The 22,916-nt window shown below is 61.0% G+C and carries 19 protein-coding genes; 9 read left to right on the forward strand and 10 right to left on the reverse strand.

Going from position 1 to position 22,916, the window contains the following annotated elements; translation table 11 throughout:
- Positions 1-179 precede the first annotated feature (179 nt).
- The gene (locus tag U873_RS0115200; protein WP_025129079.1) at positions 180-1,667 is read right to left on the reverse strand and encodes an aldehyde dehydrogenase; all 1,488 of its coding nucleotides are present in this window, start codon (positions 1,665-1,667) and stop codon (positions 180-182) included.
- A gap of 249 nt (positions 1,668-1,916) precedes the next feature.
- Between U873_RS0115200 and U873_RS0115205 the strand changes: the two genes are divergently transcribed.
- The 5 genes from U873_RS0115205 to U873_RS0115225 all read left to right on the forward strand — a co-directional run bounded on the left by U873_RS0115205 (position 1,917) and on the right by U873_RS0115225 (position 7,231).
- On the forward strand, positions 1,917-3,251 hold the full coding sequence (locus U873_RS0115205; RefSeq protein ID WP_025129080.1) for an aspartate aminotransferase family protein: 1,335 nt from the start codon (positions 1,917-1,919) through the stop codon (positions 3,249-3,251).
- A 176-nt stretch (positions 3,252-3,427) separates the two neighbouring features.
- A complete protein-coding gene (locus U873_RS0115210) occupies positions 3,428-4,129 on the forward strand; it encodes a helix-turn-helix transcriptional regulator (protein ID WP_029978419.1) in 702 nt (233 codons plus the stop codon).
- Positions 4,130-4,190: 61 nt separating this feature from the next.
- Positions 4,191-5,006, forward strand: coding sequence for a molybdenum cofactor biosynthesis F family protein (locus tag U873_RS0115215; RefSeq protein WP_025129082.1), 816 nt, complete (start codon positions 4,191-4,193; stop codon positions 5,004-5,006).
- Between the two features lie 84 nt (positions 5,007-5,090).
- Positions 5,091-6,473: an aspartate aminotransferase family protein gene (locus tag U873_RS0115220; protein WP_025129083.1), complete on the forward strand. Its 1,383-nt coding sequence runs from the start codon at positions 5,091-5,093 to the stop codon at positions 6,471-6,473.
- A complete protein-coding gene (locus tag U873_RS0115225; RefSeq protein WP_025129084.1) occupies positions 6,470-7,231 on the forward strand; it encodes an SDR family oxidoreductase in 762 nt (253 codons plus the stop codon). The genes U873_RS0115220 and U873_RS0115225 overlap by 4 nt, the downstream gene beginning before the upstream one ends.
- A 44-nt stretch (positions 7,232-7,275) precedes the next feature.
- Here the strand turns inward: U873_RS0115225 and U873_RS0115230 are convergent, their stop codons facing one another.
- Genes U873_RS0115230 through U873_RS0115245 form a run of 4 tightly spaced genes read right to left on the reverse strand, consistent with a single transcriptional unit; the run spans position 7,276 to position 11,089 of the window.
- Positions 7,276-8,370, reverse strand: a complete 1,095-nt coding sequence (locus tag U873_RS0115230; protein ID WP_025129085.1) for a polyamine ABC transporter substrate-binding protein — start codon at positions 8,368-8,370, stop codon at positions 7,276-7,278.
- Positions 8,371-8,417: 47 nt separating this feature from the next.
- Positions 8,418-8,759 (reverse strand): cupin domain-containing protein, encoded by a 342-nt coding sequence (locus U873_RS0115235; RefSeq protein WP_025129086.1) that lies wholly within the window; start codon positions 8,757-8,759, stop codon positions 8,418-8,420.
- A gap of 56 nt (positions 8,760-8,815) precedes the next feature.
- Positions 8,816-10,222 carry an FAD-binding oxidoreductase gene (locus tag U873_RS0115240; protein ID WP_025129087.1) on the reverse strand — a complete coding sequence of 469 codons (1,407 nt, stop codon included), beginning with the start codon at positions 10,220-10,222 and terminating at the stop codon, positions 8,816-8,818.
- Positions 10,223-10,273: 51 nt separating this feature from the next.
- The gene (locus U873_RS0115245; RefSeq protein WP_025129088.1) at positions 10,274-11,089 is read right to left on the reverse strand and encodes an AraC family transcriptional regulator; all 816 of its coding nucleotides are present in this window, start codon (positions 11,087-11,089) and stop codon (positions 10,274-10,276) included.
- A gap of 277 nt (positions 11,090-11,366) precedes the next feature.
- On the opposite strand from U873_RS0115245, the gene U873_RS0115250 reads away from it, so the two are divergent.
- The gene (locus U873_RS0115250) at positions 11,367-11,636 is read left to right on the forward strand and encodes a DUF1652 domain-containing protein (RefSeq protein ID WP_025129089.1); all 270 of its coding nucleotides are present in this window, start codon (positions 11,367-11,369) and stop codon (positions 11,634-11,636) included.
- A 48-nt stretch (positions 11,637-11,684) separates the two neighbouring features.
- Here the strand turns inward: U873_RS0115250 and U873_RS0115255 are convergent, their stop codons facing one another.
- Positions 11,685-14,144: a UvrD-helicase domain-containing protein gene (locus U873_RS0115255; protein ID WP_025129090.1), complete on the reverse strand. Its 2,460-nt coding sequence runs from the start codon at positions 14,142-14,144 to the stop codon at positions 11,685-11,687.
- A gap of 274 nt (positions 14,145-14,418) precedes the next feature.
- Here U873_RS0115255 and U873_RS0115260 point away from each other — a divergent pair, with 274 nt between their 5' ends.
- Positions 14,419-15,114 carry a pirin family protein gene (locus U873_RS0115260; protein ID WP_025129091.1) on the forward strand — a complete coding sequence of 232 codons (696 nt, stop codon included), beginning with the start codon at positions 14,419-14,421 and terminating at the stop codon, positions 15,112-15,114.
- A 179-nt stretch (positions 15,115-15,293) separates the two neighbouring features.
- Here U873_RS0115260 and pgm read toward each other — a convergent pair whose 3' ends face one another.
- Complete coding sequence (gene pgm, locus U873_RS0115265) at positions 15,294-16,940, reverse strand: phosphoglucomutase (alpha-D-glucose-1,6-bisphosphate-dependent) (protein ID WP_025129092.1); 1,647 nt, start codon at positions 16,938-16,940, stop codon at positions 15,294-15,296.
- 290 nt (positions 16,941-17,230) lie between these two features.
- Complete coding sequence (locus U873_RS0115270; RefSeq protein WP_025129093.1) at positions 17,231-18,253, reverse strand: zinc-dependent alcohol dehydrogenase family protein; 1,023 nt, start codon at positions 18,251-18,253, stop codon at positions 17,231-17,233.
- Between the two features lie 269 nt (positions 18,254-18,522).
- Here U873_RS0115270 and U873_RS0115275 point away from each other — a divergent pair, with 269 nt between their 5' ends.
- On the forward strand, positions 18,523-19,437 hold the full coding sequence (locus U873_RS0115275) for a LysR family transcriptional regulator (protein WP_025129094.1): 915 nt from the start codon (positions 18,523-18,525) through the stop codon (positions 19,435-19,437).
- Between the two features lie 454 nt (positions 19,438-19,891).
- Here the strand turns inward: U873_RS0115275 and U873_RS0115280 are convergent, their stop codons facing one another.
- On the reverse strand, positions 19,892-20,239 hold the full coding sequence (locus tag U873_RS0115280) for a hypothetical protein (RefSeq protein ID WP_025129095.1): 348 nt from the start codon (positions 20,237-20,239) through the stop codon (positions 19,892-19,894).
- 149 nt (positions 20,240-20,388) lie between these two features.
- Between U873_RS0115280 and U873_RS34380 the strand changes: the two genes are divergently transcribed.
- A complete protein-coding gene (locus U873_RS34380) occupies positions 20,389-20,568 on the forward strand; it encodes a hypothetical protein (protein WP_043274572.1) in 180 nt (59 codons plus the stop codon).
- A gap of 165 nt (positions 20,569-20,733) precedes the next feature.
- Here U873_RS34380 and U873_RS36110 read toward each other — a convergent pair whose 3' ends face one another.
- Positions 20,734-22,914, reverse strand: a complete 2,181-nt coding sequence (locus U873_RS36110) for a CHAT domain-containing protein (protein ID WP_115658608.1) — start codon at positions 22,912-22,914, stop codon at positions 20,734-20,736.
- Positions 22,915-22,916 lie beyond the last annotated feature (2 nt).

The following is a 22,916-nucleotide window of genomic DNA, read 5'->3' on the forward strand; positions in this document are numbered from 1 at the left end:
GAAAGCATGGGTTGATGATTGTTGTTCTAGGCATTTCAAGGGCACGCCCGGCAAAGGCGCAGTAGGTTGGCTGTCTGGCGCAGCTCAAGGATGAGTGTTGACCGGTTTCCCGGCACCGGGTCCTGCAACGCAAGCGTGCTGGCAAGGGCTTCCTCGCCGGCACGCCGATTCACGGGGGGTCAATAGGCGATGCACACCGACTTGTTCTCGGTGTAGGCCTCGATGGCTGCATGCCCCATTTCGCGGCCGATGCCCGATTGCTTGTAGCCGCCAAAGGGCATCGACGGGTCCAGCATGTTGTGGGTGTTGACCCAGACGGTGCCGGCCTTGATCTGCGGAATCAACTGCATCACCTGCCCCAGGTTGTTGGACCAAATGCTCGCCCCCAGCCCGTACTGGTTGTCGTTGGCCAGGGCCACCACCTCCTCCAGGGTGTCGAACGCCGTGGCTACCACCACCGGGCCGAAGATCTCCTCGCGCACCAGTTGCGAATCGCCGTGGGCATCAGCCACCACGGTCGGACGCACATAGAACCCCCGGTCGCCATGGGCAACGCCGCCACAGAGCACCCTGGCCCCCTCCTCGACGCCACGGGCGAGCATGCGCAGCACCCGTTGCTGCTGCTTGGCGGAAACCAGCGGATTGATCTGCGCCTGTTCATCCAGGCCCGGGCCGATGCTCAGGGAACCGGCGATGTCCACCAGCCGTTCCAGCACCTCGGTGTAGATCTCGCGCTGGATGTACAGCCGTGACCCGGCCGTGCAGACCTGCCCCTGGTTGAAGAAGATCGCCGCCGCAGCGCCGGCGGCAGCGGTCTGCGGATCGCAGTCGTCGAGCACGATCACCGGCGACTTGCCCCCCAGCTCCAGGGAGAAGCGCGTCATGTTGTCCACCGCGGCATGGCCAATCAGCTTGCCGACCTGGGTCGAGCCGGTGAACGCCAGCTTGTCGATCCCCGGATGAGCGGCCAGCGCCGCTCCTGCCTCGGCGCCGCTGCCGGTCACCACGTTGACCACCCCGGGGGCGATGCCCGCCTCCAGGCACAACTGGCCGAGGCGCAGCGCGGTCAGTGGTGTCTCGTCTGCCGGCTTGAGCACCACGGTGCAACCGCAGGCCAGGGCCGGAACGATTTTCCAGATGGCCATCAGCAGCGGAAAGTTCCACGGCACAATGGCCCCCACCACCCCTACCGGCTCCGGCACGGTATAGGCCCGGTACTGCGCCCCGGGGACCGCGGCGATGGAAACATCCAGGCTCTTGCCTTCGATCTTGGTGGCCCAACCGGCCATGTAGCGGGTGAACTCCGCTGCCGCGCCCACTTCCAGGGCCCTGGCCAGGTGAATCGACTGCCCGTTGTTGAGGGTCTCCAACTGCGCCAGTTCCTCGCCATGGGCCTCCAGCAGGTCCGCCAGTTTCAGCAGCAGGCGCTCCCGGTCGGCCGGGCGCAGCGCCTTCCAACTGCCTTCGAAGGCCCGGCGCGCGGCCGCTACCGCCAGGTCGATATCAGCCTGGGCGGCGGCGGCCACCTGGGTCAACTGCTCGCCGCTGGCCGGGTTGTACACCGGCATTCGCGCACCGCTGAGCGCCGGCTGGCTATGGCCGTCGATCAGCAGACCGTGCTGGCTGTCTATGAATGCGGCGACGCGTGGGTCGATGGCAACGCTCATCTTGATTCCTCTGGATTGGACCTTGTTCGATAAGGACTCTGAGCCCAAAGGCCGTCGCCGTCTTGACCCTGGCTGCCGCAAAACTTGGCCCTGGCTGCCAGCCAGCAGCGCAGGATTGGGACGCACAGCCATCCATGCCCACCACCTGGCAGCCTGGATCAAATGCCCTGGCACACAGAAGCAAGCCAAGCGTCTATAAATGACGCACTAATAGACCCACGCTGTCCGTGCGATATCAGGAGACTCAACGTGAGCGAACCAAGCCGTTTCTGGCACCCCATGCTGCACCCCAACGAAATGAAGCAACGCGAGCCGATCCGCATTGTCCGTGGCGATGGCTGCTACGTGTATGACGACAAGGGCCACCAACTGGTGGATGGCGTTGCCGGGCTGTGGAACGTCAACGTCGGCCACAACCGCAAGGAAGTGAAGGCCGCGATCACCGCGCAGCTCGACGAACTGGAGTACTTCCAGCTGTTCGACGGCGTCAGCCACCCCCGTGCCGAAGAACTCTCGCGGGTGGTGATGAACCTGCTGGAGCCCGAGGACATGCGCCGGGTGTCCTTCAGCTCTGGCGGCTCGGACGCCATCGAGAGCGCCCTGAAGCTGGCTCGCCAGTACTGGAAGCTCGAGGGCCAGGCCGACCGCACCAAGTTCATTTCCCTGCGCCAGGGCTACCACGGCACCCACTTCGGGGGAGCCTCGGTCAATGGCAATACGGTGTTTCGCCGCAACTACGAGCCCTTGCTGCCAGGCTGCTACCACATCGACACTCCCTGGCTGTACCGCAACCCCTACAGCCAGGATCCGGAAGAGTTGGGCAAGATCTGCGCCGACCTGCTGGAGCGCGAGATCCAGTTCCAGAGCCCGGATACGGTGGCGGCCTTTATTGCCGAACCGATCCAGGGAGCTGGCGGGGTCATTGTGCCGCCGGCCAACTACTGGCCGCTGATCCGCGAAGTTTGCGACAAGTACGGTGTACTGCTGATCGCCGACGAGGTGGTCACCGGCTTCGGTCGCAGCGGCTCGATGTTCGGTAGCCGCCTGTGGGGGGTCAAGCCCGACATCATGTGCCTGGCCAAGGGCATCACCTCGGGCTACATCCCCCTGGGCGCCACCGTGGTCAACCGGCGGATCGAGGAAGCCTTCGAGAAAAACGCCAACTTCACCGGCGCCATCATGCATGGCTACACCTATTCCGGGCATCCGGTGGCCTGCGCCGCGGCCCTGGCCTGCCTGGACATCGTGGTCAAGGAAGACCTGCCGGCCAACGCCGCGAAGATGGGCGACTACATGCTGGACAAGCTGCGGCCCTTCGCCGAGCGCTTCGACAGTGTTGGCGAAGTGCGCGGCCAGGGCCTGATGCTGGCCCTGGACCTGGTGGCGGACAAGAGCACCCGTGAACCCATCGACCCCATGAGCGGCTACGCCAACCAGGTGGCGCAGATCGCCCGGGACAACGGCGTCATGGTGCGCCCGGTGGGCACCAAGATCATCCTCTCGCCGCCTCTGGTGATCCAGCAGGCACAGGCCGACGCCATCATCGACGCCCTGGCCGAGGGTTTGAGCAAAGCCCGCCGCTAGTCACCAGCACAGGCTGCGGTCGACGGGACGACGATCGCAGCCTGCCTCCTGCCTACCGGTGCTTGCCAGGTACCCTGCCCATGGTTTTCACTCGGCACAGTGCTCTGCATGCTCCCAGCACGTAATCGTCTTTCCTACCCGAGCTGCTGCCCGGCGGGCAGTCCAGGAGCTCTCCGATGATCCCATCCGCTTCCTTGCCCGGGGCCCATGAGCTCGGGCAACGCTGCATTGCCGCCTTTACCCGGGTGGTGCCAGCGACCCTGTGCGCGTTCTACCGCATCGATCCGCACCTGCAGGCCCAGGACTTCTCGCTGCACCGCATGCCCGCACAGATGCATCAGTCGTACCTGCAGCGCTACCGCCACTACGACCCGCTGCAGCCACGCCACTGCGCCGCCGCGGGCCGCCCGGTGCTGTCGCTGCACATGGGCATGGCCCAGCAGCAACGCCATGAAGCCGAGGTTTACCAAGGGTTCCTGCAACGCCACGGGGTACTGGATGTGGTAGAGATCCTCGCCTGTGACGGCGAGCGCCCCATCGCCGGCCTGTCGTTGCTGCGCGACAGCAGCCTGGGGCGCTTCAGCGTCGACGAACTGGAGACCTTGCACACCTTGCAGGGCCTGCTGGAAATCGCCGCCCTGGCCCCCTATTGCCAAGTCGATCAGCGCCTGGCCGGGCTGACGCCACGGGAACGGGAGATTGCCTGGCTACTGCGCGACGGCGCGGACAACAAGACCATCGCCCGGCGCCTGGACCTGGGGCTGCCGACGGTCAAGACCCACCTGGTCAACCTGTTTCGCAAGGTCGGGGTGGTCAATCGCACGGAACTGGTGGGCACGCTGTTCTTGCAGGGTGTCGCCCATCAACCATCCGGTTGATGTTCAGCCCCGGATCGAAGGCTGAACATGGAGCTCTCCCTCGACAGACAAGAGCCCTGCCATGAACTCGCAACCTGAATGGATCACCGTCGGCGCCCTGGCCGACGGTTTTGCCGGTGACAACCATATCCTCCCGGCGCTGGATGACCTGGATGGTCGTACCCTGACCCTGTACTTCGACAATGGCTGGCAGATCGAGCACCGCTTCGGCGCCCGGACCCTGCGCTGGAACCGCGTCGGCGAACCCGCCAGCATCGAGTTGCCCTACCGCGCCACGGCGCTGCGCCCAGGCCTCTACCTGGTGGACTTTCTCAAGCAGGAGCAAGGCCAGACTCACTCCATCAGCCTGATCCTCGATCTAGAGCAGCACTGCTTCACCGCAGTTGTCGGGCAAATGCCGAGCCAGGCCGAGGCCGGTGTCGACCTGTTCAGCCGAGCCCTGGCCGGTGGCGAGCTGACGTCGGTCAAGGCGCAGTTCCTCCACGGCAGCCTCGACACGCCGCCCACGGCAAACACCCCACGCCATGAGCCCACCGACGAGTTGATCGGCTTGCGCAACCAGTATGTCTACAGCGCCAGCGAAGCCTATGAACACATCTACCTGAACGCCAATTTCTACAGCTGGCAATGCCTCAAGGGAGTCGAGCAAGGGCTGGCCGATACCGACCGCTGCCACTCCTACAAGATCGCCGACCAGCTGTACCTGTTCGTCTGGCGCGAGAAGATCGTACCGACCCTGGGCCTGGTGCTCATTGACCTGAAGGCCGGGCGTACCGACGGCAAGATCTTTGGCTACCAGGGCGCGGACTTCAGCAGCGCCGCCAACTTCCCGGTCGGCGCCCTGGCCCAGGTGCTCAACCGCACCCAGCACCACTGATTCCACCCCTGTCGCAAGTCCCGAAAGCCTTCCAGTGGCCTCGGTACCCGCGCCAGCCCACCCTCTTGTTCACAGGACACCGCCATGACCCTGGGCCTTGATCTGCAACGTGTCGCCAACAACTATCAATCCGAACTGCAACGCTTTGCCGAGCAGCACCCGCGCTCCGGCGCCTTCTACCAGGAAAACCTCCAGCACTGGCTGTACGGCGCCCCACTGCACTGGATGCAGCAATGGCCGGGCTCGTACCCGATCATGGTGGCGGACGCCCAGGGCGCGACCCTCACCGACTGCGATGGCCACCAATACGTGGACTTCGCCCTGGGCGATACCGGCGCCATGTTCGGCCACGGGCAACCAGCCGTGGCCGCCGCCATCGCCGAACAGGCCCGGCATGGCTCGACCCTGATGCTGCCCACGGCAGACAGCCTGTGGGTCGGCAAGGAACTGAAGCGGCGCTTCGGCCTACCCTACTGGCAGGTCACCACCTCGGCCACCGACGCCAATCGCTTCGTCCTGCGCCTGTGCCGGATGATCACCGGACGCCACAAGGTCCTGGTGTTCAACTGCAACTACCACGGCAGCGTCGATGAGTCCCAGGTGGAGTTCGACCCCCAGGGGCAGATGATTCCCCGAGAAGGCGTGCACGCCAATGGCTTGCAGCACGAAGCCACCACCCGCCTGGTGGAGTTCAACGACCTGCCGGCCCTGGAGGCGGCCCTGGCCCATGGCGACGTGGCCGCGGTATTGACCGAACCTTTCATGACCAACGTCGGCATGGTGCCACCCGCCCCGGGCTTTCATGAGGGCCTGCGGGCGCTGACCCAACGTTTCGAGGTGCCGCTGATCATCGACGAGACCCACACCCTGTCCTGCGGGCCGGGTGGGTATTGCGGCGAACACGGGCTGCAAGCGGATTTTTTCGTCGTCGGCAAATCCATTGCCGGCGGCATCCCCACTGCGGTCTGGGGGGCCAGCCAGGCCATGGCGCAACGGATCTGGCAAGTGCTGCCGCATTTCCAGCCGGGCCAGGCGATCAACCATTTCGGCTTTGGCGGCACCTTGGCCGGCAATGCCCTGCAAATGGCCGCCATGCGCGCCACCTTCAGCGAAGTGATGACCGAGGCCAACTACGCCCACATGTTCCAGCTCGCGGAACGCCTGCGGGCCGGGGTCGAGGCCATCATCGACAAACACCGCCTGCCTTGGCACGTGACCCGCATCGGGGCGCGGGTCGAGTACCTGTTCATGCAGCAGGCGCCGCGCAACGGCGGCGAGGCCCACCATGCCCGCCATGGACTGATCGAGGCGTACCTGCACTTGTTCCTGCTCAATCGCGGCGTGCTGCTGACCCCCTTCCATAACATGGCCCTGCTGTGCCCCTACGCCAGCGCGGAACAGGTTGACCTGCACAATCAGTTGCTGGACCAGTGCCTGGCCCAGGTCGTGCCGGGAGCCCAGGCATGAGCCGCGCGCACAGCGGGCACGTTGCCCTGGTCACCGGCTCCGGCCAGGGCATCGGCCGAGCCATCGCTCAGTTGTTCGCCGCCCAGGGCGCCAAGGTACTGCTGGCCACCCGCAGCAAGGCCTCCGGTGCCGAGACCCTGCGCCTGATCCGCGAGGCCGGAGGAACCGCAGAATTACTGACCCTGGACCTCGGCACCCGGGCCGCCGCCGAGCAGGCTGTGGCCGCCGCAGTGGACACCTTTGGCGGCCTGGACCTGCTGCTGCACAACGCCGGGATCTTCCCCATGCAGAAGCTCGCCGAGCTGGAAGACGCGACCCTGGACAGCACCCTGGCGGTGAACCTCAAGAGCTGCTTCTGGCTGACCCGGGCGGCCTTGCCGGCACTGCGCCAGGCCACCCAGCCCAGGATCGTCATCACCTCCTCGGTCACTGGCCCGCGCACGGCGATTCCCGGATTGGCCCACTACGCGGCCTCCAAGGCCGGGGTCAACGGGTTCATTCGTGCGGCAGCGCTGGAGTTGGCGGAGTACGGGATCACGGTGAACGGGGTCGAACCGGGGCTGATTGCCACCCAGGCCATGGACAATCTGGGGGATGGAGCGCTACTGGCCAGGGGCATTCCCCTGGGGCGCCTGGGCAGCCCGGAGGACATTGCCTGGGCCATGCTGTTCCTGGCCTCGAAACAGGCGGGATACATCACCGGGCAGACCCTGGTGGTCGACGGTGGCGCCCTGCTCCCGGAAAACACTCAGTTGTAGGCACCACCCAGGCCGCTGCCCCGGGAGGGGCAGCGGCCCGACACTCAACTGCCAGTGCGGATCTTGTTCCACAACCGGGTGCGGATGCGGTCGATGTCCAGCGGCATGGCCTCCAGGGCGAACAGCTTGTCCATCATCGCCGGGCTGGGATAGACCTTGGTGTCGTTCTTGATGGCCGGATCGATCAGGCTGTCGGCCTGCTGGTTGCCATTGGCGTAATGCACGTAGTTGCTGACGCCGGCCATCACCTCGGGACGCAGCAGGTAGTTCATGAAGGCATAACCGGCCTTCTCATCTGGCGCGTCCACTGGCATGGCCACCATGTCGAACCAGATCGGCGAGCCTTCCTTGGGGATCGAGTAGCCGATCTGCACCCCGTTCTTCGCTTCCCGGGCCCGGCTCTCGGCCTGCAGGATGTCACCGGAGAAACCCACCGCCACGCAGATATTGCCGTTGGCCAGGTCGCTGGTGTACTTCGACGAATGGAAGTAACTGACATAAGGCCGGACTTTCATCAGCAGCGCCTCGGCCTGCTTGTAATCCGCCGGGTTCCTGCTGTGGTGCGGCAGGCCCAGGTAGTTCAGGGCCGTCGGCAGCAGTTCGGGGCCGTTGTCGAGGATCGCCACACCGCACTTCTGCAGCTTCTGCATGTATTCGGGCTTGAAGATCAGGTCCCAGGAATCCAGCGGTGCATTGTCCCCCAGCACTTCCTTGACCTTGGCCACGTTGTAGCCGATACCGGTGCTGCCCCACAGGTAAGGGAAGCCGTGCTGGTTGCCCGGATCGTTGACCTCCAGGGCCTTGAGCAGTACCGGGTTGAGGTTCTTCCAGTTGGGCAGCTGGCTCTTGTCGAGCTTCTTCAGGGCCCCGCCCTGGATCTGCCGGGCCATGAAGTGGTTGGAGGGAAACACCACGTCATAACCGGATTTTCCGGTCATCAACTTGCCGTCCAGGGTTTCGTTGCTGTCGTAGACGTCGTAGGTGAAACCGATCCCGGTTTCCTGCTGGAAGTTCTTGGTGGTGTCCGGGGCGATGTAGTCCGACCAGTTGTAGATCTTCACCGTGTCGGCGGCCTGGGCCAGGGAGGCGGCCAGGAACACCGGGCCGAGTGACAGCAATGCGGATGTCTTGCGGATCATGAGTCGATACCTGTGGCTGGTTTTGTTATTGGCAGGCAATCAAGGGATCAGAAAATCAAAACGTAGGTCTTGCGCACGGTCTCCTGGATATCCCAGATCCCGGTGCTGTTGGCCGGTAGCATCAGTGCGTCTCCGGCTTCTATATGCAGGGTTTCGCCGTTGTCAGGGGTAAAGGTGCAACGGCCCTGGATGAAGTGGCAGAACTCCTGGGCGACGATCTGCCGCCGCCAGCGCCCCGGCGTGCACTCCCAGATACCGGTCTCGACCCCATCGCTGCGCTCGACGGCCGTCACCGAGGTCACGGCCACCGGGCTGCCCAGGGGCACTGCCACTGGCGCCGATTCATCCAGGGTGACGCTGGCGGTGTTCTTGAATTGCGTAATGCTCATGGTTGTACCTTTCAACGAAAAATCCGAACGGACGTCGTTCAGTGCATGAAGCCGGCTCAGTGCATGAAACCTTCCATGAACCCGGCGATCCGGCTGGCCATCCTGCGCCGCCATGGAGCCGAGGCCGTATTGGCCAGGGTCTGGTCCTCGTGGACAAAGCTGCGAATGATCGCGTTGTAGCCCAGCCAGCGGCATGGCTCCGGCTCCCAGGCGCGCAGGGCCTCCAGGCCACGCTCAGGCAGGACCCAGGGCTGGCGCAGCAGTTGACTGTCACGCTGTAAAATCAGGTCGGCCAGGGTCCGCCCCCCAAGATTGCTGGCCCCCACGCCCTCGCCGCCGTAGCCGCCGGACAGGGCAATGCCCTTGCGCCGGTCGCAGAGCATGTGCGGCTTGAAGTGCCGGGACATGCCCAGGTTGCCGCCCCAGGAATGGGTGATCCGTACATTCTTCAATTGCGGGAACAGCTCGCCGAACAGGTAGCGGCGCAGCTCCACCTCGTCCCGGGTCAGGTCGAAGTCGTGTCGCAGTTGGCTGGCGAACTGATAACCGCCACGGGCACCGAACACCAACCGATTGTCCATCGAACGCTGGCCATAGGTGACCTGGCGGCTGCTTTCACTGAACGCCTGGCCCTGGCTCAGGCCGATTTCCTCCCAGGTCGACTCCGGCAACGGCTCGGTGGCCACCAGCAGGCTCTGCACCGGTAACTGATAACGCCCGAGGGGCGGCAGGGTCACCGAGTAGCCCTCCACTGCCGGCACTATCCAGCGGCTGCGCACCGCCGCCTGACGGGTCTGCAGGCTGCCGGACTGCCAATGGGTCACCGGGCTGTTTTCATAGATACGCACCCCCAGGCGCTCCACCGCCCGGGCCAGCCCCCGGACCAGCTTGGCTGGCTGGATGGTGGCGCAGTGGGGGGCGTAGATGCCGCCATAGGGCTTGGCCACGCGGATCTGCTGGGCCAGCTGTTCCGGGCTGAGCCAACGATAGTCATCCTGATTTAGGCCCTGGGCGTAGAGCGAATCCAGGTACTGGCGCAGGCTGGCCTCCTGCTCGGGGTAGCGAGCGGCGCAGTACAACACCCCGCCCTTGCGGTAATCGCAGTCGATGCCTTCACGTTCGATGACGTTGGCCACTTCGTCTGGAATGCCATGCAGCAGATCGAACGAGGCCCGACGCTGCTCCGGCGACAGCCCGGCCAACAGGCGATCCTCCCCCAGCAGGTTGCCCATCAGCCAGCCACCATTGCGCCCCGAGGCGCCAAAGCCGGCGGTCTGCGCCTCGATCACCGCCACATTCAGTTGCGGCGCCTGGCGCTTGAGGTAATAGGCGGTCCACAGCCCGGTGTAACCGGCACCGATGATCGCGACGTCCAGATCCAGGTCCTGCGCGAGCGACGGCCGCGGCAGCAGCGGCTCGTCGAGCTGGTCCATCCACAAACTGATACTGCGCCACGCTGGCATGCAAGCACTCCGCAACCCGAACTTCGAATGCGGCGATCCTAGTGCCTGACCTCAAGCGCTGTCTTGCGCGCGTGCACGCAAAGAAATTTGCTTGGCGTAGGCCTTGGGTGACTGCCCGGTATGCTGGCGAAAGCAGCTGTAGAACGCCGACAGCGAATTGAACCCGGCCGCGAACGCCAACTCATCGATGCGCACCGGTGGCGAGCTCTGGTCCAGGGCCCTCAGCACATGCTGCAGGCGGGCCTGGTTCACATAGCGATAGAAACTCTGGCCCAGCACCTGGTTGAGCAGGTAGGAGATCTGATTGCGGCTATAACCGCACTCCCGGGCCACCCGTTGCAGGTCCAGCTCCGGATCGAGATAAGGCTGCTGGTGCTGGAAATACTGCTGCAGGTCCTCGGCCATGAAACTCAACTGGCGCGGCGACAACCCCAGGCGGCTGACCGCCGGACGCAGGCCACCGGCAGACTTGCCGGTCGCCGGCTCCCGCACCAGGGAGGCGTATTCGTTGACCCGCCAGATCAGCCCGTCGCGCACGGTGATCGCCTCGCTTGAGCGAAATGACACCAGCCCCTGACCACCGCGCAGGGTCACCTGGTACTGGATGAACGCCGTGTTGCCATCCAGGCGGATGCGATCGCTGTGTTCCAGGGCCTCATCAGGAGCCCGCGGCATGCTGACCCGCACGTATTCGCGCAGCTCATCCAGGCCCAGGGTGCGATTCTGGAAAAAGTCGTGGTACTGGATCTCGGGATGGTAAAGCGCCATTACGCCATCCAGGTCGCGATGCTTCCAGCACAGGTGATAGCGCATCACGGTCTCGCCGGTGGCCTGGGTTTGCAGCGGCCCGTCGTCAGGGGCAGACATAAGCTTCTCGAAGCGGCAAAAGCGCAGCTTGCCGAACTTCGCCGGCCCCTTCAATGCCTGGTCGATGGCGCAAGGCCGCGGCCTCCGGCGCTTGTGGCTGACAAGACATGACTTGCATCAAAATTCCAGGAATGAACCGCCGGACGGCGGCTAAAAAACCTGCGAATGGTCACCGGCCGGTGCTATTTTTAAAACCTCAACCGATCGGGTCATTGACGATCCGGTCGTTCCTACCGCGAGCACAAGGAAGCGCTCAATGAATCAGGGTGGGCCACCGATGAACAGAGTCTGGGCCAGTAAAGTCACCTTTCCCAATGCCTGCCAGCTGATGCGCTGGCATTTTCACCCCATGGGTTTCGAGGCCAGCATGGACGCGCCTGGCAGCATGATCGCCCGGCTCTTCGACCGTGCCAGCGGCGAAACCATGATCGCCATTGCCGGCATCCCCTGCGCCACCGTGATGAGCGCCGCCGATGTCGAGCGAATAATCGAGGCGGTGGAAGATGAGCTGGAGGCCTTTTCTCCGTCCCTGTCATTCAAGGCCTGAAACACCCCTTTGCCCCTTGGCCCGCCGCACCGGCGGGCTTTTTCATGCTCATTGGCGCAGGTCCTGGAAGTAAGGTTTGTCACGAGGGACTCGCGCCGAGGCCCTGGGCGCATTCCCGGAACCCGGCTCCTGGCGATCGACGTACCAGTAGCAATGCTTGACCGCTCGCGTGATACCCACATAGGCCAGGCGCAGGATCTCGTCCTTCTGTGCGCTGTCATAGGGCTCGGCGTCGCCGTCCTTGCCCAGCCCGGCCATGCGATACACCTGGTTCTTGTAGGGCGAACCGCTCAAATGCTGGCAATCACCCAACAGGAACACCGCGTCTGCCTGCAAGCCCTTTGCGCTGTGATAGGTCAGCTGTTTCAGCCGGCGAGCGGCAGGCGGCAAGCTAGAATCAACATTAACTATTTGTGAAATATGCTGCTCTATCAATAGCTTATCGCTAGTTTTTCGAAACAGCATCAAGATCGAATCACCTTGCCGATAGTGCTCTTCCAGACGCTGGGCCAGGGCCTGATCGTCGCGATCCAGCACCTGCACCGGCCACAGCTCCCTCGGCTCGCCACTGGCCTTGGCCTTTTTTCCGGCGATGGCCGGGGCCGCCCGGACGATATGCTCCGCGGCATCGATCACATGCTGATGGCTGCGATAGTTGTCGCTGAGCATCACCCGGGTGGTGCTCGGAGACGGGAACTCCTTGTTGAATTCGATGAAGTACTTGGGCGAACTGCCGCGCCAGCCGTAGATCGATTGCCAGTCGTCACCGACGCAGAGCAAGGAGGAATGCTGCGCCCCGCGCCCTACATGCAAGGCCGCGCCGCGGCTGCGGATCTCCTTGAGGCAGGCCTTGATCCAGGAGACGATCTGCGGCGATACGTCCTGGAATTCGTCGATCATCAGGTGCGACATCGGCCTCAGGCAGGCGTCGCTCAGCAGCTTGAAGTTCTCCGGCGAACGTTCGCTGAACAGGGCGAACATCCGGTTGTAGCTCATGATGGGCGGCGACTGATCCAGCAGATGATCCTCCAGGGCCCGCCAGAACAGGCTCAAGGCCTCGAAGAAATAACGATCGGGGTCGTTCTGGGCAAAGCTCATGTTGCCTACGGCTTCGCCGACATCCAGCCCCAGGTTCTCGATAAAACCGGCGGCGGCGACAAAACAATCCAGCAACGGCGCCGAGGCCAACTCACCCTTGACCTTGTAGTCGAAGCCTGGCCCGGCACTGACCTGCGCACTGAAAGCGCCCATCGAGCGTTTTGACGCCTCGTAACTATCAATCCAAATCAATGGCTTACGACAGAAAGCTTGAAACAGGGTGCGCTTTACCGCCCACTCGGCCCGCATCGTCAGCTTGGCCCCGGGCCGAGTGATCTGCGGGCTTTCCCGCGGGTCGAACCCGAGCACCACCCAGGCATCCAGCTCGGCGGCATAGCCGTGGCAATGAAAGGTCGAGCCGTTGATTTCAAAGCGCTGGCGTTGTGGCTCGATTCCTTTGATCGGCCAGGCACCGGCGCGGATCCACAGGTCCTCGACGGTGTCGCAGAGCTCCTCATCACGCTTGGCGGCCAGCTCGGTGACCGCCACGCGCTTTTGCACATCCGGGTGGTCGCGCTCCAGTTCCTTGAGCTGCAGGGCATGGCGCAACAAGGGTTTGAGCGCCAGGCGAAAACGCTCATCACTGCTATAAAGCCCCTGATAGCAGGCATTCAGCTGCTGGCGCTGGGCAGCATTGATCCGCAGATCGAAGGGATTGCTGTCCACCTCATCCTCGGCGCCCTGCAGGCGCTCGCTGAGGTTCTCGAAGGCCTGCAGGCGCTCGAACCCCGGCAAGCTGCGAACCATGGGCAGGATTCGCGAATGGAAGGTACGCACCAGGTCCCGGGCCTCCCGAGGGTTGAGCACCCGGCCCCACAAGGCAAAGACCTCCAGCAGCTTGCCGATGAAGTCCTTGCGCGACTCGCGGGTGAAGGTCACCACGGTCAGGGCATCCAGCTCGAACCCCAGGTAGTGCACCAGCAGCAACAGGCGCAATACCAGCGAGGTGGATTTGCCAGCCCCGGCCCCGGCAATCACCGCGGTGGCCGGGGTGTCACTGAAGATCATCTTCCACTGCGCAGCACTGGGCTGCGCCTGGGGCGGCAGCAAGCGGGCGACATCGGCCTTGAAGCGCTTCTTCACCTCGGCGCCCAGCGGCAGGCGCCAATCATCGAACAACCGGTCATCCACCCCCGGCGGCCGGTGCTCGGTGTCGCGACTGTCCCGAATCAGCAGCACCTGGCGGCCTTCCTCGAGCCCTTCAAGTCGCCCCTCCTGATAACCGTATTCCACCCCTGCCGTATGCCCGCTGCGAAAGCCGTCGGCCTGGCCGTGCAGCCAGGACGCCCGATGCTGGGCCCGCAGGCGATTCAGGCCATGCCCGAAAAAACGCGCCGCCAGGCGCTTGAGCCACGGCATCTGGGCCAGGGGCAGCAGTTCGGGGGGCAGATCGGGATTGTGTTGCGACACGCGGACTCCAGGGTGTGAGGCTGAGCGGTAATGGTCGCCGGATTCTTTCATGGCATCCAGCGAATTGCTTGCAAGTCATTAACTTAAGCGATGAACCGAAGGTTTGACAGCAGCTTGCGGGCAAAATAATCATCGAATTATACGATTGAATTCCAGCATTTTTTGCGCTTTTTATCGATCAATGACTGATAGATGATGCACGCCATCAACCCACGGTTATCGTTCTCTGGCCCGCAATCCCGGCGCCATGACGAGCCCTTTTGAGGAGACGATCATGCTTGAACTCAGACCCTTCAGCTCCCTGGGCGGCGCTCACCACGGCTGGCTGGATGCTCACCACCACTTTTCCTTTGCCGAGTACCACGACCCCAAGCGCATGCACTGGGGCAACCTGCGGGTCTGGAACGACGACGTGATCGCCCCCGGCACCGGCTTCCCGCAGCACCCGCACCGGGACATGGAAATCATCACCTACGTCCGCGAAGGCGCGATCAGCCACCAGGACAACCTGGGCAACAAGGGCCGCACCGAAGCCGGTGACGTACAGGTGATGAGCGCCGGCACCGGCATCGCCCACAGCGAGTACAACCTGGAAGCCACGCCGACCAAGATCTTCCAGATCTGGATCATTCCCAACCAGGCGGGTTCTGCGCCGTCCTGGGGTGCCAAGCCTTTTCCCAAGGGCCAGCGCGAGGGCTTCGTGACCTTGGCCAGCGGCAGGGACGGCGACGGGGAAAGCCTGCGGATTCGCGCCGATGCACGGCTGGTGGCGGCCAACCTGAAAGCCGGCGAAACCGCCGAGTACCACCTGGACAGCGGACGCAGGGCCTATCTGGTGCCGGCCACCGGGGCGATCGAGATCAATGGCTTGCGCGCCGAAGCTCGAGACGGTGTGGCGGTACAGGATGAGCAGGTGCTGCGGGTAACCGCCCTGCAGGACAGCGAAATCGTCCTGGTGGACCTGGCCTGAATCGCCGCGTGAAATGAAAAGGGGCGACCGTGATGGTCGCCCCTTTTTTTTTCGCCGGCGAGCCGGCTACAAAGACCGCGCAATGAACAACGACCGTAGGAGCTGGCTTGCCAGCGAAAGCGCCCGCAAGACCTGTATCCGTCTTAAGGGCCTTTTCGCCGGCCAGCCGGCTACGCGGATCAGTTGCCGCTGATGGCCGTGTCCACCAGGGTCTGGGCTTCCTGCACCAGTTGCTTGAGGTGGTCGTCGCCGATGAAGCTTTCCGCGTAGATCTTGTAGATATCCTCGGTGCCGGACGGGCGAGCGGCAAACCAGCCGTTCTCGGTCATGACCTTCAGGCCGCCAATCGCCTGGTCATTGCCCGGGGCCTGGCTGAGGATCTGGCGGATCGGTTCGCCGGCCAGTTGGGTCGAGGTCACCTGTTGCGGCGAAAGCTTGCTGAGCAAGGCCTTTTGCTGCGGATTGGCCTTGGCATCGACCCGCACCGAGAAGGGCTCGCCCAGCTCGTCGCACAGGGCGCGATAGGCCTGGTTCGGATCACGGCCGGTACGGGCGGTCATTTCAGCGGCCAGCAGGGACGGAATCAGGCCGTCCTTGTCGGTGCACCAGACACCACCGTCCTTGCGCAGGAACGAGGCGCCGGCGCTCTCTTCGCCGCCAAAGCCCAGGGAACCGTCGAACAGGCCGTCGGCAAACCACTTGAAGCCCACCGGCACCTCATACAAGCGCCGGCCCAGGCGCGTCGTCACCCGGTCGATCAGGCCACTGCTGACCACGGTCTTGCCCACCGCAGCATCGGCGCGCCATTGCGGACGGTTCTGAAACAGGTAGTCGATGGACACCGCCAGGTAGTTGTTCGGCGCCAGCAGGCCGCCACTCGGGGTGACGATGCCGTGGCGGTCGTGATCGGGGTCGCAGGCGAAAGCCACGTCGAAACGTTCCTTCAAGCCGATCAGGCCTTGCATGGCGTGGCTGGAGGACGGGTCCATGCGGATCTGCCCGTCCCAGTCCACCGACATGAAGCGGAAGGTGGCATCCACTTCGCGGTTTACCACCTTGAGGTCCAGGCGGTAGTGCTCGGCGATCGCCGACCAGTAGTTCACCCCTGCTCCCCCCAGCGGATCCACGCCCAGGCGCAGTTGGGCATTGCGGATCAGGTCCAGGTCGATAACGTTGACCAGGTCGGCGACATAGGTGTTGAGGTAGTCGTGGCGATGGGTGGTCTCGGCCTTCAGCGCCTGCTCGTAGCTGATGCGCTTGACCCCGGCGAGCCGGGCCGCCAGCAGTTCATTGGCCTTGGCTTCGATCCATTTGGTGATGTGGGTATCGGCCGGGCCGCCGTTGGTAGGGTTGTACTTGTAGCCACCGCTTTGTGGCGGGTTGTGGGACGGGGTGATGACGATACCGTCCGCCAGGCCACTGGTGCGGCCGCGGTTGTAGCAGAGGATGGCATGGGACACCGCCGGCGTCGGGGTGTACTCATCATTGGCCGCGATCATCACGGTCACGCCATTGGCCGCCAGCACCTCCAGGGCGCTGGCCCCGGCTGGAGTCGACAGGGCGTGGGTATCGATGCCGACGAACAGCGGGCCAGTGATGCCCTGGGCTTCGCGGTACAGGCAGATGGCTTGGCTGATGGCCAGGACATGCCATTCATTGAAACTCAGATCGAACGAGCTGCCGCGGTGCCCGGAGGTGCCAAAAGCCACTCGCTGGGTCGGCACCGCTGCATCGGGTTGACCGGTGTAATACGCCGTAACCAGTCGCGGGATATCGACCAGCAACTCAACGGGTGCCGGTTTGCCCGCAAAAGGACTGAGAGTCATGCAAAACCTCTGAAAAAGGATGGTTCGGGAATGGAGCGCAGTTTACTGGCAGTTTGACCACGGCGCGACGAAATCTATCCCGGTACAGCCCCGCCTTTTCGAGCTGACTCATGTAGGCGTTGGCTGGCGTAGGAGCGGGCTGTGTAGGAGCTGGCTTGTGTAGGAGCTGGCTTGCCAGCGAAGGCGCCTGCATGAGCAACGCATGACCTAACGCACCCTTCGCCGGCAAGCAGCCTCTTCTACACAGGAGCCAGATGCAAAAACGCCAGGCTAAGCCTGGCGTTGGTCAATCAGGCCGGTTCGACCTGCAGCGCGACCCGCTCACGGCATGGACACTCGTCCATGTAGCGGTGCGCCTCGACAAACTCGTTGAACGGGAACACCCGGGTCTTCAACGGCAGCAACACCCGGTCTGCGGTCAGCTGGTTGATGTCGCGCAACGCACGCTGCAACGCCACCTGGTCCTGAAGGATCCCCAGTTCCGGCTTGCCAGTGAAGTTGCCGATGCAGTGGACGAAGAACTGGATGTTCTTCTGGAACGCCGCACAGGCCGGGAACGGCGTCTGGTTGCCGCCTTGCAGGCCATACAGCACCAGGCTGCCGCGCGGCGCCAGGACATCACCGAGCATCGACATCTGCGGGCCACCGAGACCGTCGAACACCACGTCGACCCCACGATTGTCGGTGAGCTTGTTGATCTGCATCAGCAGGTCCTGCTCTTCGGTGACGATCACCTTCTCGGCACCCAGGGACAACAGATACTCACGCTCTTGCGCAGTCTTGGTCGCGGCAATCACCCGCACACCCAGGGCCTTGCCCAACTGCACGAAGGACGGACCGGCGCAGTGGCTGGCGTCGGTCACCAGGGCAAACTGCCCGGGCTTGACCCGCGCCAGGTCGGCGTAGGCGAAATAGGCACACAGCAACGGCGTGTAATGCACTGCGGCCTCGATTGGGCTCAGGACATCGGGGTAACGGGTCAGGGCCGAGCGTGGCAGGACGATCTGCTCGCCATACACCGGGTAGTCACTGGGGCTTTGCGCGGGAAAGCTGGCGACCTTGTCACCAACGGCAAGGTCATCGACGCCCTCGCCCACGGCGGTGACCACACCGGCCATTTCATGTCCGAGACCGGACGGCAGCCGGGCATGGGACGACGCCAGGTTCTGCCGCCAGAGCACGTCATACCAGCTGATACCGATGGCTTCGACTCGTACCTGCACTTCGCCTGGGGCAGGCAACGAGGCCGCATGCTCTTCGCATTTGAGCACCTCGGCCGGGCCAAACTTGTGAAAACGAATCGTGCGGGACATCGCAAACCTCGTCAAATTAACCTCTAATGCCGCGAACTTTATCCGGGCTTTGAAAGCAAGACTATCAGTGCCTATTAATAGTCGACATGTCTGTCATTGATTTCGTGCCCTTGGAAATCAGGGCGTACAGCCTGCCGGAGCACTGCCCGACTACAAACAAACAACATTTAGCCGGTGCAGAGTACCAGCCTTTACCCGTAAGATTCACGCCGACCTTTGTACTGATAGGGTCGCTACCGTCAAGTTCGCTGACTCTGCCAGGACTCCAGATGAATCGTAATGACCTGCGTCGTGTCGACCTGAATCTGTTGATCGTGTTCGAAACACTGATGCACGAACGCAGCGTGACCCGCGCCGCCGAGAAACTCTTCCTTGGCCAGCCGGCGATCAGCGCCGCCCTCTCGCGCTTGCGCAACCTGTTCGATGACCCACTGTTCGTGCGCACTGGCCGCAGCATGGAACCTTCGGCCCGGGCAGTGGAAATCTTCGCCCTGCTGTCGCCGGCCCTGGACTCGATCTCCACCGCAGTCAGCCGCGCTGCCGAATTCGACCCGGCCACCAGCACCGCGGTGTTTCGCATCGGCCTCTCCGACGACGTCGAGTTCGCCCTGCTGCCGATGCTGCTCAAGCGCCTGCGGGCCGAGGCCCCGGGCATCGTGCTGGTGGTACGCCGGGCCAACTACCTGTTGATGCCATCGCTGCTGGCCTCTGGCGAGATCTCCATCGGCGTCAGCTACACCGCCGACCTGCCGGCCAACGCCAAGCGCAAGGTGCTGCGGCGCAGCCTGCCGAAACTGCTGCGCGCCGACACCGTGCCCGGACCTTTGACCCTCGACGACTTCTGCGCCCGCCCCCACGCCCTGGTGTCCTTTGCCGGAGACCTCAGTGGTTTTATCGATGAAGAGCTGGAAAAACTCGGGCGCAAACGTCATGTGGTACTGGCCGTACCGCAGTTCAACGGCTTGAGCACCCTGCTGGCCGGCACCGACATTCTCGCCACCGTGCCCGACTACACCGCCGAAGCGCTGACTGCTGCCGGCGGTGTGCGCGCCGAAGACCCGCCGCTGCCGGTGCGCAGCTTCGAACTGCACATGGCCTGGCGCGGCTCCCAGGACAATGATCCGGGGGAGCGCTGGTTGCGTTCGCGGATTCAGATGTTTTTTGGCGACCCTGAGAGTCTTTGAGGGCTTCACGCATGCTTGTTAGCTGATCATTTCTGCCTTTTCCTAGCCTCGAAGAGCCATTTACTTCCAGCTAATTGCTACATTTGGGGCATATTTGAGGGCATGCTTTGGATGGTTTGAAAAAGGATGCCCCCAACCGAAAATGCTCAGCGCTTTCGGTAATCTGCCTACCACGCTGTTCCTCATCGGTGGCAAAGACTGTCTTCGCAGTGATTTTTCGCTTTCCAGAGTACTCCCGAAAGTAAGATTTATCTCAAGTGCCAAATACAGCGCAGGTGCCAAATCCGGCATCGACTCACAGACACCTTCTGGGGTTTCTGCGCGGCTCCTGCGTCTCTCATCAGCTCGTGAAGCATAAGCGACAAGTGCTGGATGAACGGCATGAGTACATTTGCACCCTCAATGATTCACGCATCACTATTCACGCCACGAGCTTCAACCAATAGCGGAAAACTCAGAGCGCGATCAGCCGCTGCTCGCCCGCCTCGATCATCTTGGGAATGAAGTCCGGATCGTCGGATGTCTTGGGAACATGCGAGGAGCTGTTGATGCGATCCAAATGGGCCTTGATCTCGTGAACAATGCGCATCGCGTCCTTCTCCGACCACCACTGCGTGAGCTGCCCTGCAATCTGGTCGACCCCGTAACCAAGCTTGGAGATCTCAAGCAGCAGCCTGGTCGTCAGCCTGAGGTGGGTGTCGAAGCTCGCGAACAGATACTGTGCTTCTGTGCGGTGCGGGTCTTTATTGTCTAGGCGAATGAAGTCACTCAGGTGGGTGATGTCCCAAGCCGCGTTCTTCACCCCCCGCTATCGCAGCAGCACGGTCTTTTGCGCTCTTGTCCTTGAACACGTTCTTACGCGACGGCGAGTGTGTTCCGAGGTAGACACAAGCGAGCATGACTGCAGGCCCGGCAAAGATATGGCTGCTGCCCATCCAAATGGCCTGAAAAATGGCTGACCAGCACCGGGTGCCTTTCGAATCACGCATCGACCTGTTGTGCCTGCTAGATCACCTGATGCGCAAGCGTGTACCTTTTGGGGTGGATGGCATAAGCCCCGCCCCGTCCGATGACGTTGCCCTGCTGACCGCAAGCGACGAACTCTCAGGGCCGTTCATCGAGCTGTCGTAGTAGGCCCCCCAGCCTTGGATTGTGCGTGAGTGTAGTAGGCCGTACGCAGGAATAGGCAGCAGAATTTGACACAGGAAAGATTGCCAGTAGCGCATTCAATCTGTGATTGCATGATGCCATGCGGGGCAACGGGGCAGCCAAGATTGACGGCCCCTGGATACGGCCTCAGGCCTTTCTCTTGGCCAAATGGATATGATTCTCCGATACCAAAATGATCGATTCCGGGTTGCCAATTTGGATATATTTCAAACACTCGGGCAAAGCAAATTCTTCTCGCATGATTTGTTTTATCCTGGCCGGCGTCTGTCCAGTGACAGTACTGGTATTATGAATAATTTCTTCATGCCAGTTTTCACTTAGGGGGTCCAGTCGACTACCTGAGTAAAAATTCAGTCGAGATTTGACCTTGGCGCCAAGGTTAAATTTATTCTTGAGCAGGTCAAAAAATTCGCTATAAAAAGTCCTTTTTATCATTCCAGATACAAAACTCGACCAGCGCACACTTGTTCCGTTATTTTTGTCTAGGCGCTCTGGTAGGTATAGTTTTATTCTAAGCAAAAGACGCGCTATAAATGTAGATGCTTCATCGCTAAATATTGGTAGCGCACTCGCCAAAACTGTTTTTGCACCACAAAGGAGAAAAGCGGCGGCGGTGGAGTTATGATTCCTGTCTATGGGGCTAGTATCACAAGAACTAAGAATAACGATAGGAGAAGCGTTAAACTTTCCAACCAGATCATATATGGATACTAGTTCATCTCTCAGTTGTAATACACCGGATCCATTTTCACTGTGACCTCCATGCAAATCAAAAATCGTGATTGCACAATCATTACTTCTCAATTGCTCCAGCAGATCTTCGGTATTCGCCACGTTGCACCACTCTATTTTCATGTCCAGAGGATCATGAGAGGGCACATCTCGCGAAAGATTATTAAGCTTCAGGTGCTCATCCAGCTTTCCATTACCAGCTATTGAATCCAAAAACAATGCAACTTTGTTCTTTAGATGATCTTTGATTTCATCATCATCCTTGAAGGAGCTGATAATCTTTATTTTTGTAACAGAATCGATGGTCAGACAGATTTGCTCGTTATCAAGAAGTGCATGCGTTGCTGCCACACCTGGAGAAACCGGAATTCTACTTACTTCATGCCGAACCATCAGCGGCAGGCCATTCTGGCTTGCCCATTCGATGGGCAGATTTGAAATGATTTTAACACTGGATGTGTAGGCATCCTGTATCGTTTTCAGCAAGGGTAGCGTATTTCTCGAAAGCTCATCAGTGAGCGAAAGCACAACTTTGTTAACATCTTGCCAGTTGTTTTTTCTATCTAACACCCCAACATTTTTTAATGCATCATAAATGGAACCATTTACCAAGCGCAACTTAATGCACGGTATCGCATAGCTAGAGGCGTACACTGAAGTCAATACTTCAATAAGATTTCTTTCCTGGCGATAGTGCTCTAAATAAAAATTTTTGCTTACATCGAAATTTGTTTGGCTGCGATTGATTAAATTAATTGCTTCGCAAAACGCATCGGCGTCGTCGCACCCCTCTTTCCTTAAATTATTCTCGGTATACAGCTCTGGCCGAATCAAAGTATTGAGGTCGCTGGACAGATCACTGATCACAATATCATTGTGAGGTAGCCATACTATGGGCGTCAATTTTTCTAGAATGTGAGCACGGATCAAACTGACGAACTGCATAGGTTCAAACACGCGCCCTTGATCATAATCACCACTTGCCTCTTTAACATCGTAATCTACTCTCAACGAGCTCAGCACGCTCATACTCGCGGTATTAAATATGCTTTTTTCAAAAATATGATCCAGCGCCAACCTCTCGTCAGTGGTATTTAAGTCGCAAGCATCTTTTATACCAAGAAATATTTTCTTATCATCGGAATTCAGTCGATCCGCACAAGCATTGACTTTCTGTAGCAGGCTCGAAGTATTTAACTCGTTAAATTCTATTAAGTTATCATCAGCAAGCCCTTTGCGACCATTTAAAACCCCTATCGCATCTGATGGGAGTTCGGCAATTTGATCCTGGTGCTGCATAAATACAACGTTAAATTTGTACGGAGAGAGCCACACATCTTTACAGGAAGACAGGAACTGTATTTTGTATCCATTTAAAATACCACTCAAGCGATTGCTGATCAGGTGTTCTTTGTCGTAGAAGAACTCAGACAAATCCTTGGGGAGCGTACAGATCTTCTCTAAGATATTGACATTATCAACAAGGAACTGATCATATTGATTGAATAACGACTGCGCTCCATCTTTATTCGTGATGATAATATAGCAAAGGGTGTTAACAGTAAGTACATTCAATG

It is taken from the genome of Pseudomonas sp. PH1b (genome assembly GCF_000633395.1).
GTDB lineage: Bacteria > Pseudomonadota > Gammaproteobacteria > Pseudomonadales > Pseudomonadaceae > Aquipseudomonas.

Excerpts from the sequence above, each read along its gene's own strand:
- U873_RS0115200 (WP_025129079.1), bottom strand. The coding sequence starts at position 1,667 with ATGAGCGTTGCCATCGACCCACGCGTCGCCGCATTCATAGACAGCCAG.
- U873_RS0115210 (WP_029978419.1), top strand. The coding sequence starts at position 3,428 with ATGATCCCATCCGCTTCCTTGCCCGGGGCCCATGAGCTCGGGCAACGC.
- U873_RS0115215 (WP_025129082.1), top strand. The coding sequence starts at position 4,191 with ATGAACTCGCAACCTGAATGGATCACCGTCGGCGCCCTGGCCGACGGT.
- U873_RS0115220 (WP_025129083.1), top strand. The coding sequence starts at position 5,091 with ATGACCCTGGGCCTTGATCTGCAACGTGTCGCCAACAACTATCAATCC.
- U873_RS0115225 (WP_025129084.1), top strand. The coding sequence starts at position 6,470 with ATGAGCCGCGCGCACAGCGGGCACGTTGCCCTGGTCACCGGCTCCGGC.
- U873_RS0115230 (WP_025129085.1), bottom strand. The coding sequence starts at position 8,370 with ATGATCCGCAAGACATCCGCATTGCTGTCACTCGGCCCGGTGTTCCTG.
- U873_RS0115235 (WP_025129086.1), bottom strand. The coding sequence starts at position 8,759 with ATGAGCATTACGCAATTCAAGAACACCGCCAGCGTCACCCTGGATGAA.
- U873_RS0115240 (WP_025129087.1), bottom strand. The coding sequence starts at position 10,222 with ATGCCAGCGTGGCGCAGTATCAGTTTGTGGATGGACCAGCTCGACGAG.
- U873_RS0115245 (WP_025129088.1), bottom strand. The coding sequence starts at position 11,089 with ATGTCTGCCCCTGACGACGGGCCGCTGCAAACCCAGGCCACCGGCGAG.
- U873_RS0115250 (WP_025129089.1), top strand. The coding sequence starts at position 11,367 with ATGAACAGAGTCTGGGCCAGTAAAGTCACCTTTCCCAATGCCTGCCAG.
- U873_RS0115260 (WP_025129091.1), top strand. The coding sequence starts at position 14,419 with ATGCTTGAACTCAGACCCTTCAGCTCCCTGGGCGGCGCTCACCACGGC.
- pgm (WP_025129092.1), bottom strand. The coding sequence starts at position 16,940 with ATGACTCTCAGTCCTTTTGCGGGCAAACCGGCACCCGTTGAGTTGCTG.
- U873_RS0115270 (WP_025129093.1), bottom strand. The coding sequence starts at position 18,253 with ATGTCCCGCACGATTCGTTTTCACAAGTTTGGCCCGGCCGAGGTGCTC.
- U873_RS0115275 (WP_025129094.1), top strand. The coding sequence starts at position 18,523 with ATGAATCGTAATGACCTGCGTCGTGTCGACCTGAATCTGTTGATCGTG.
- U873_RS34380 (WP_043274572.1), top strand. The coding sequence starts at position 20,389 with ATGGCTGACCAGCACCGGGTGCCTTTCGAATCACGCATCGACCTGTTG.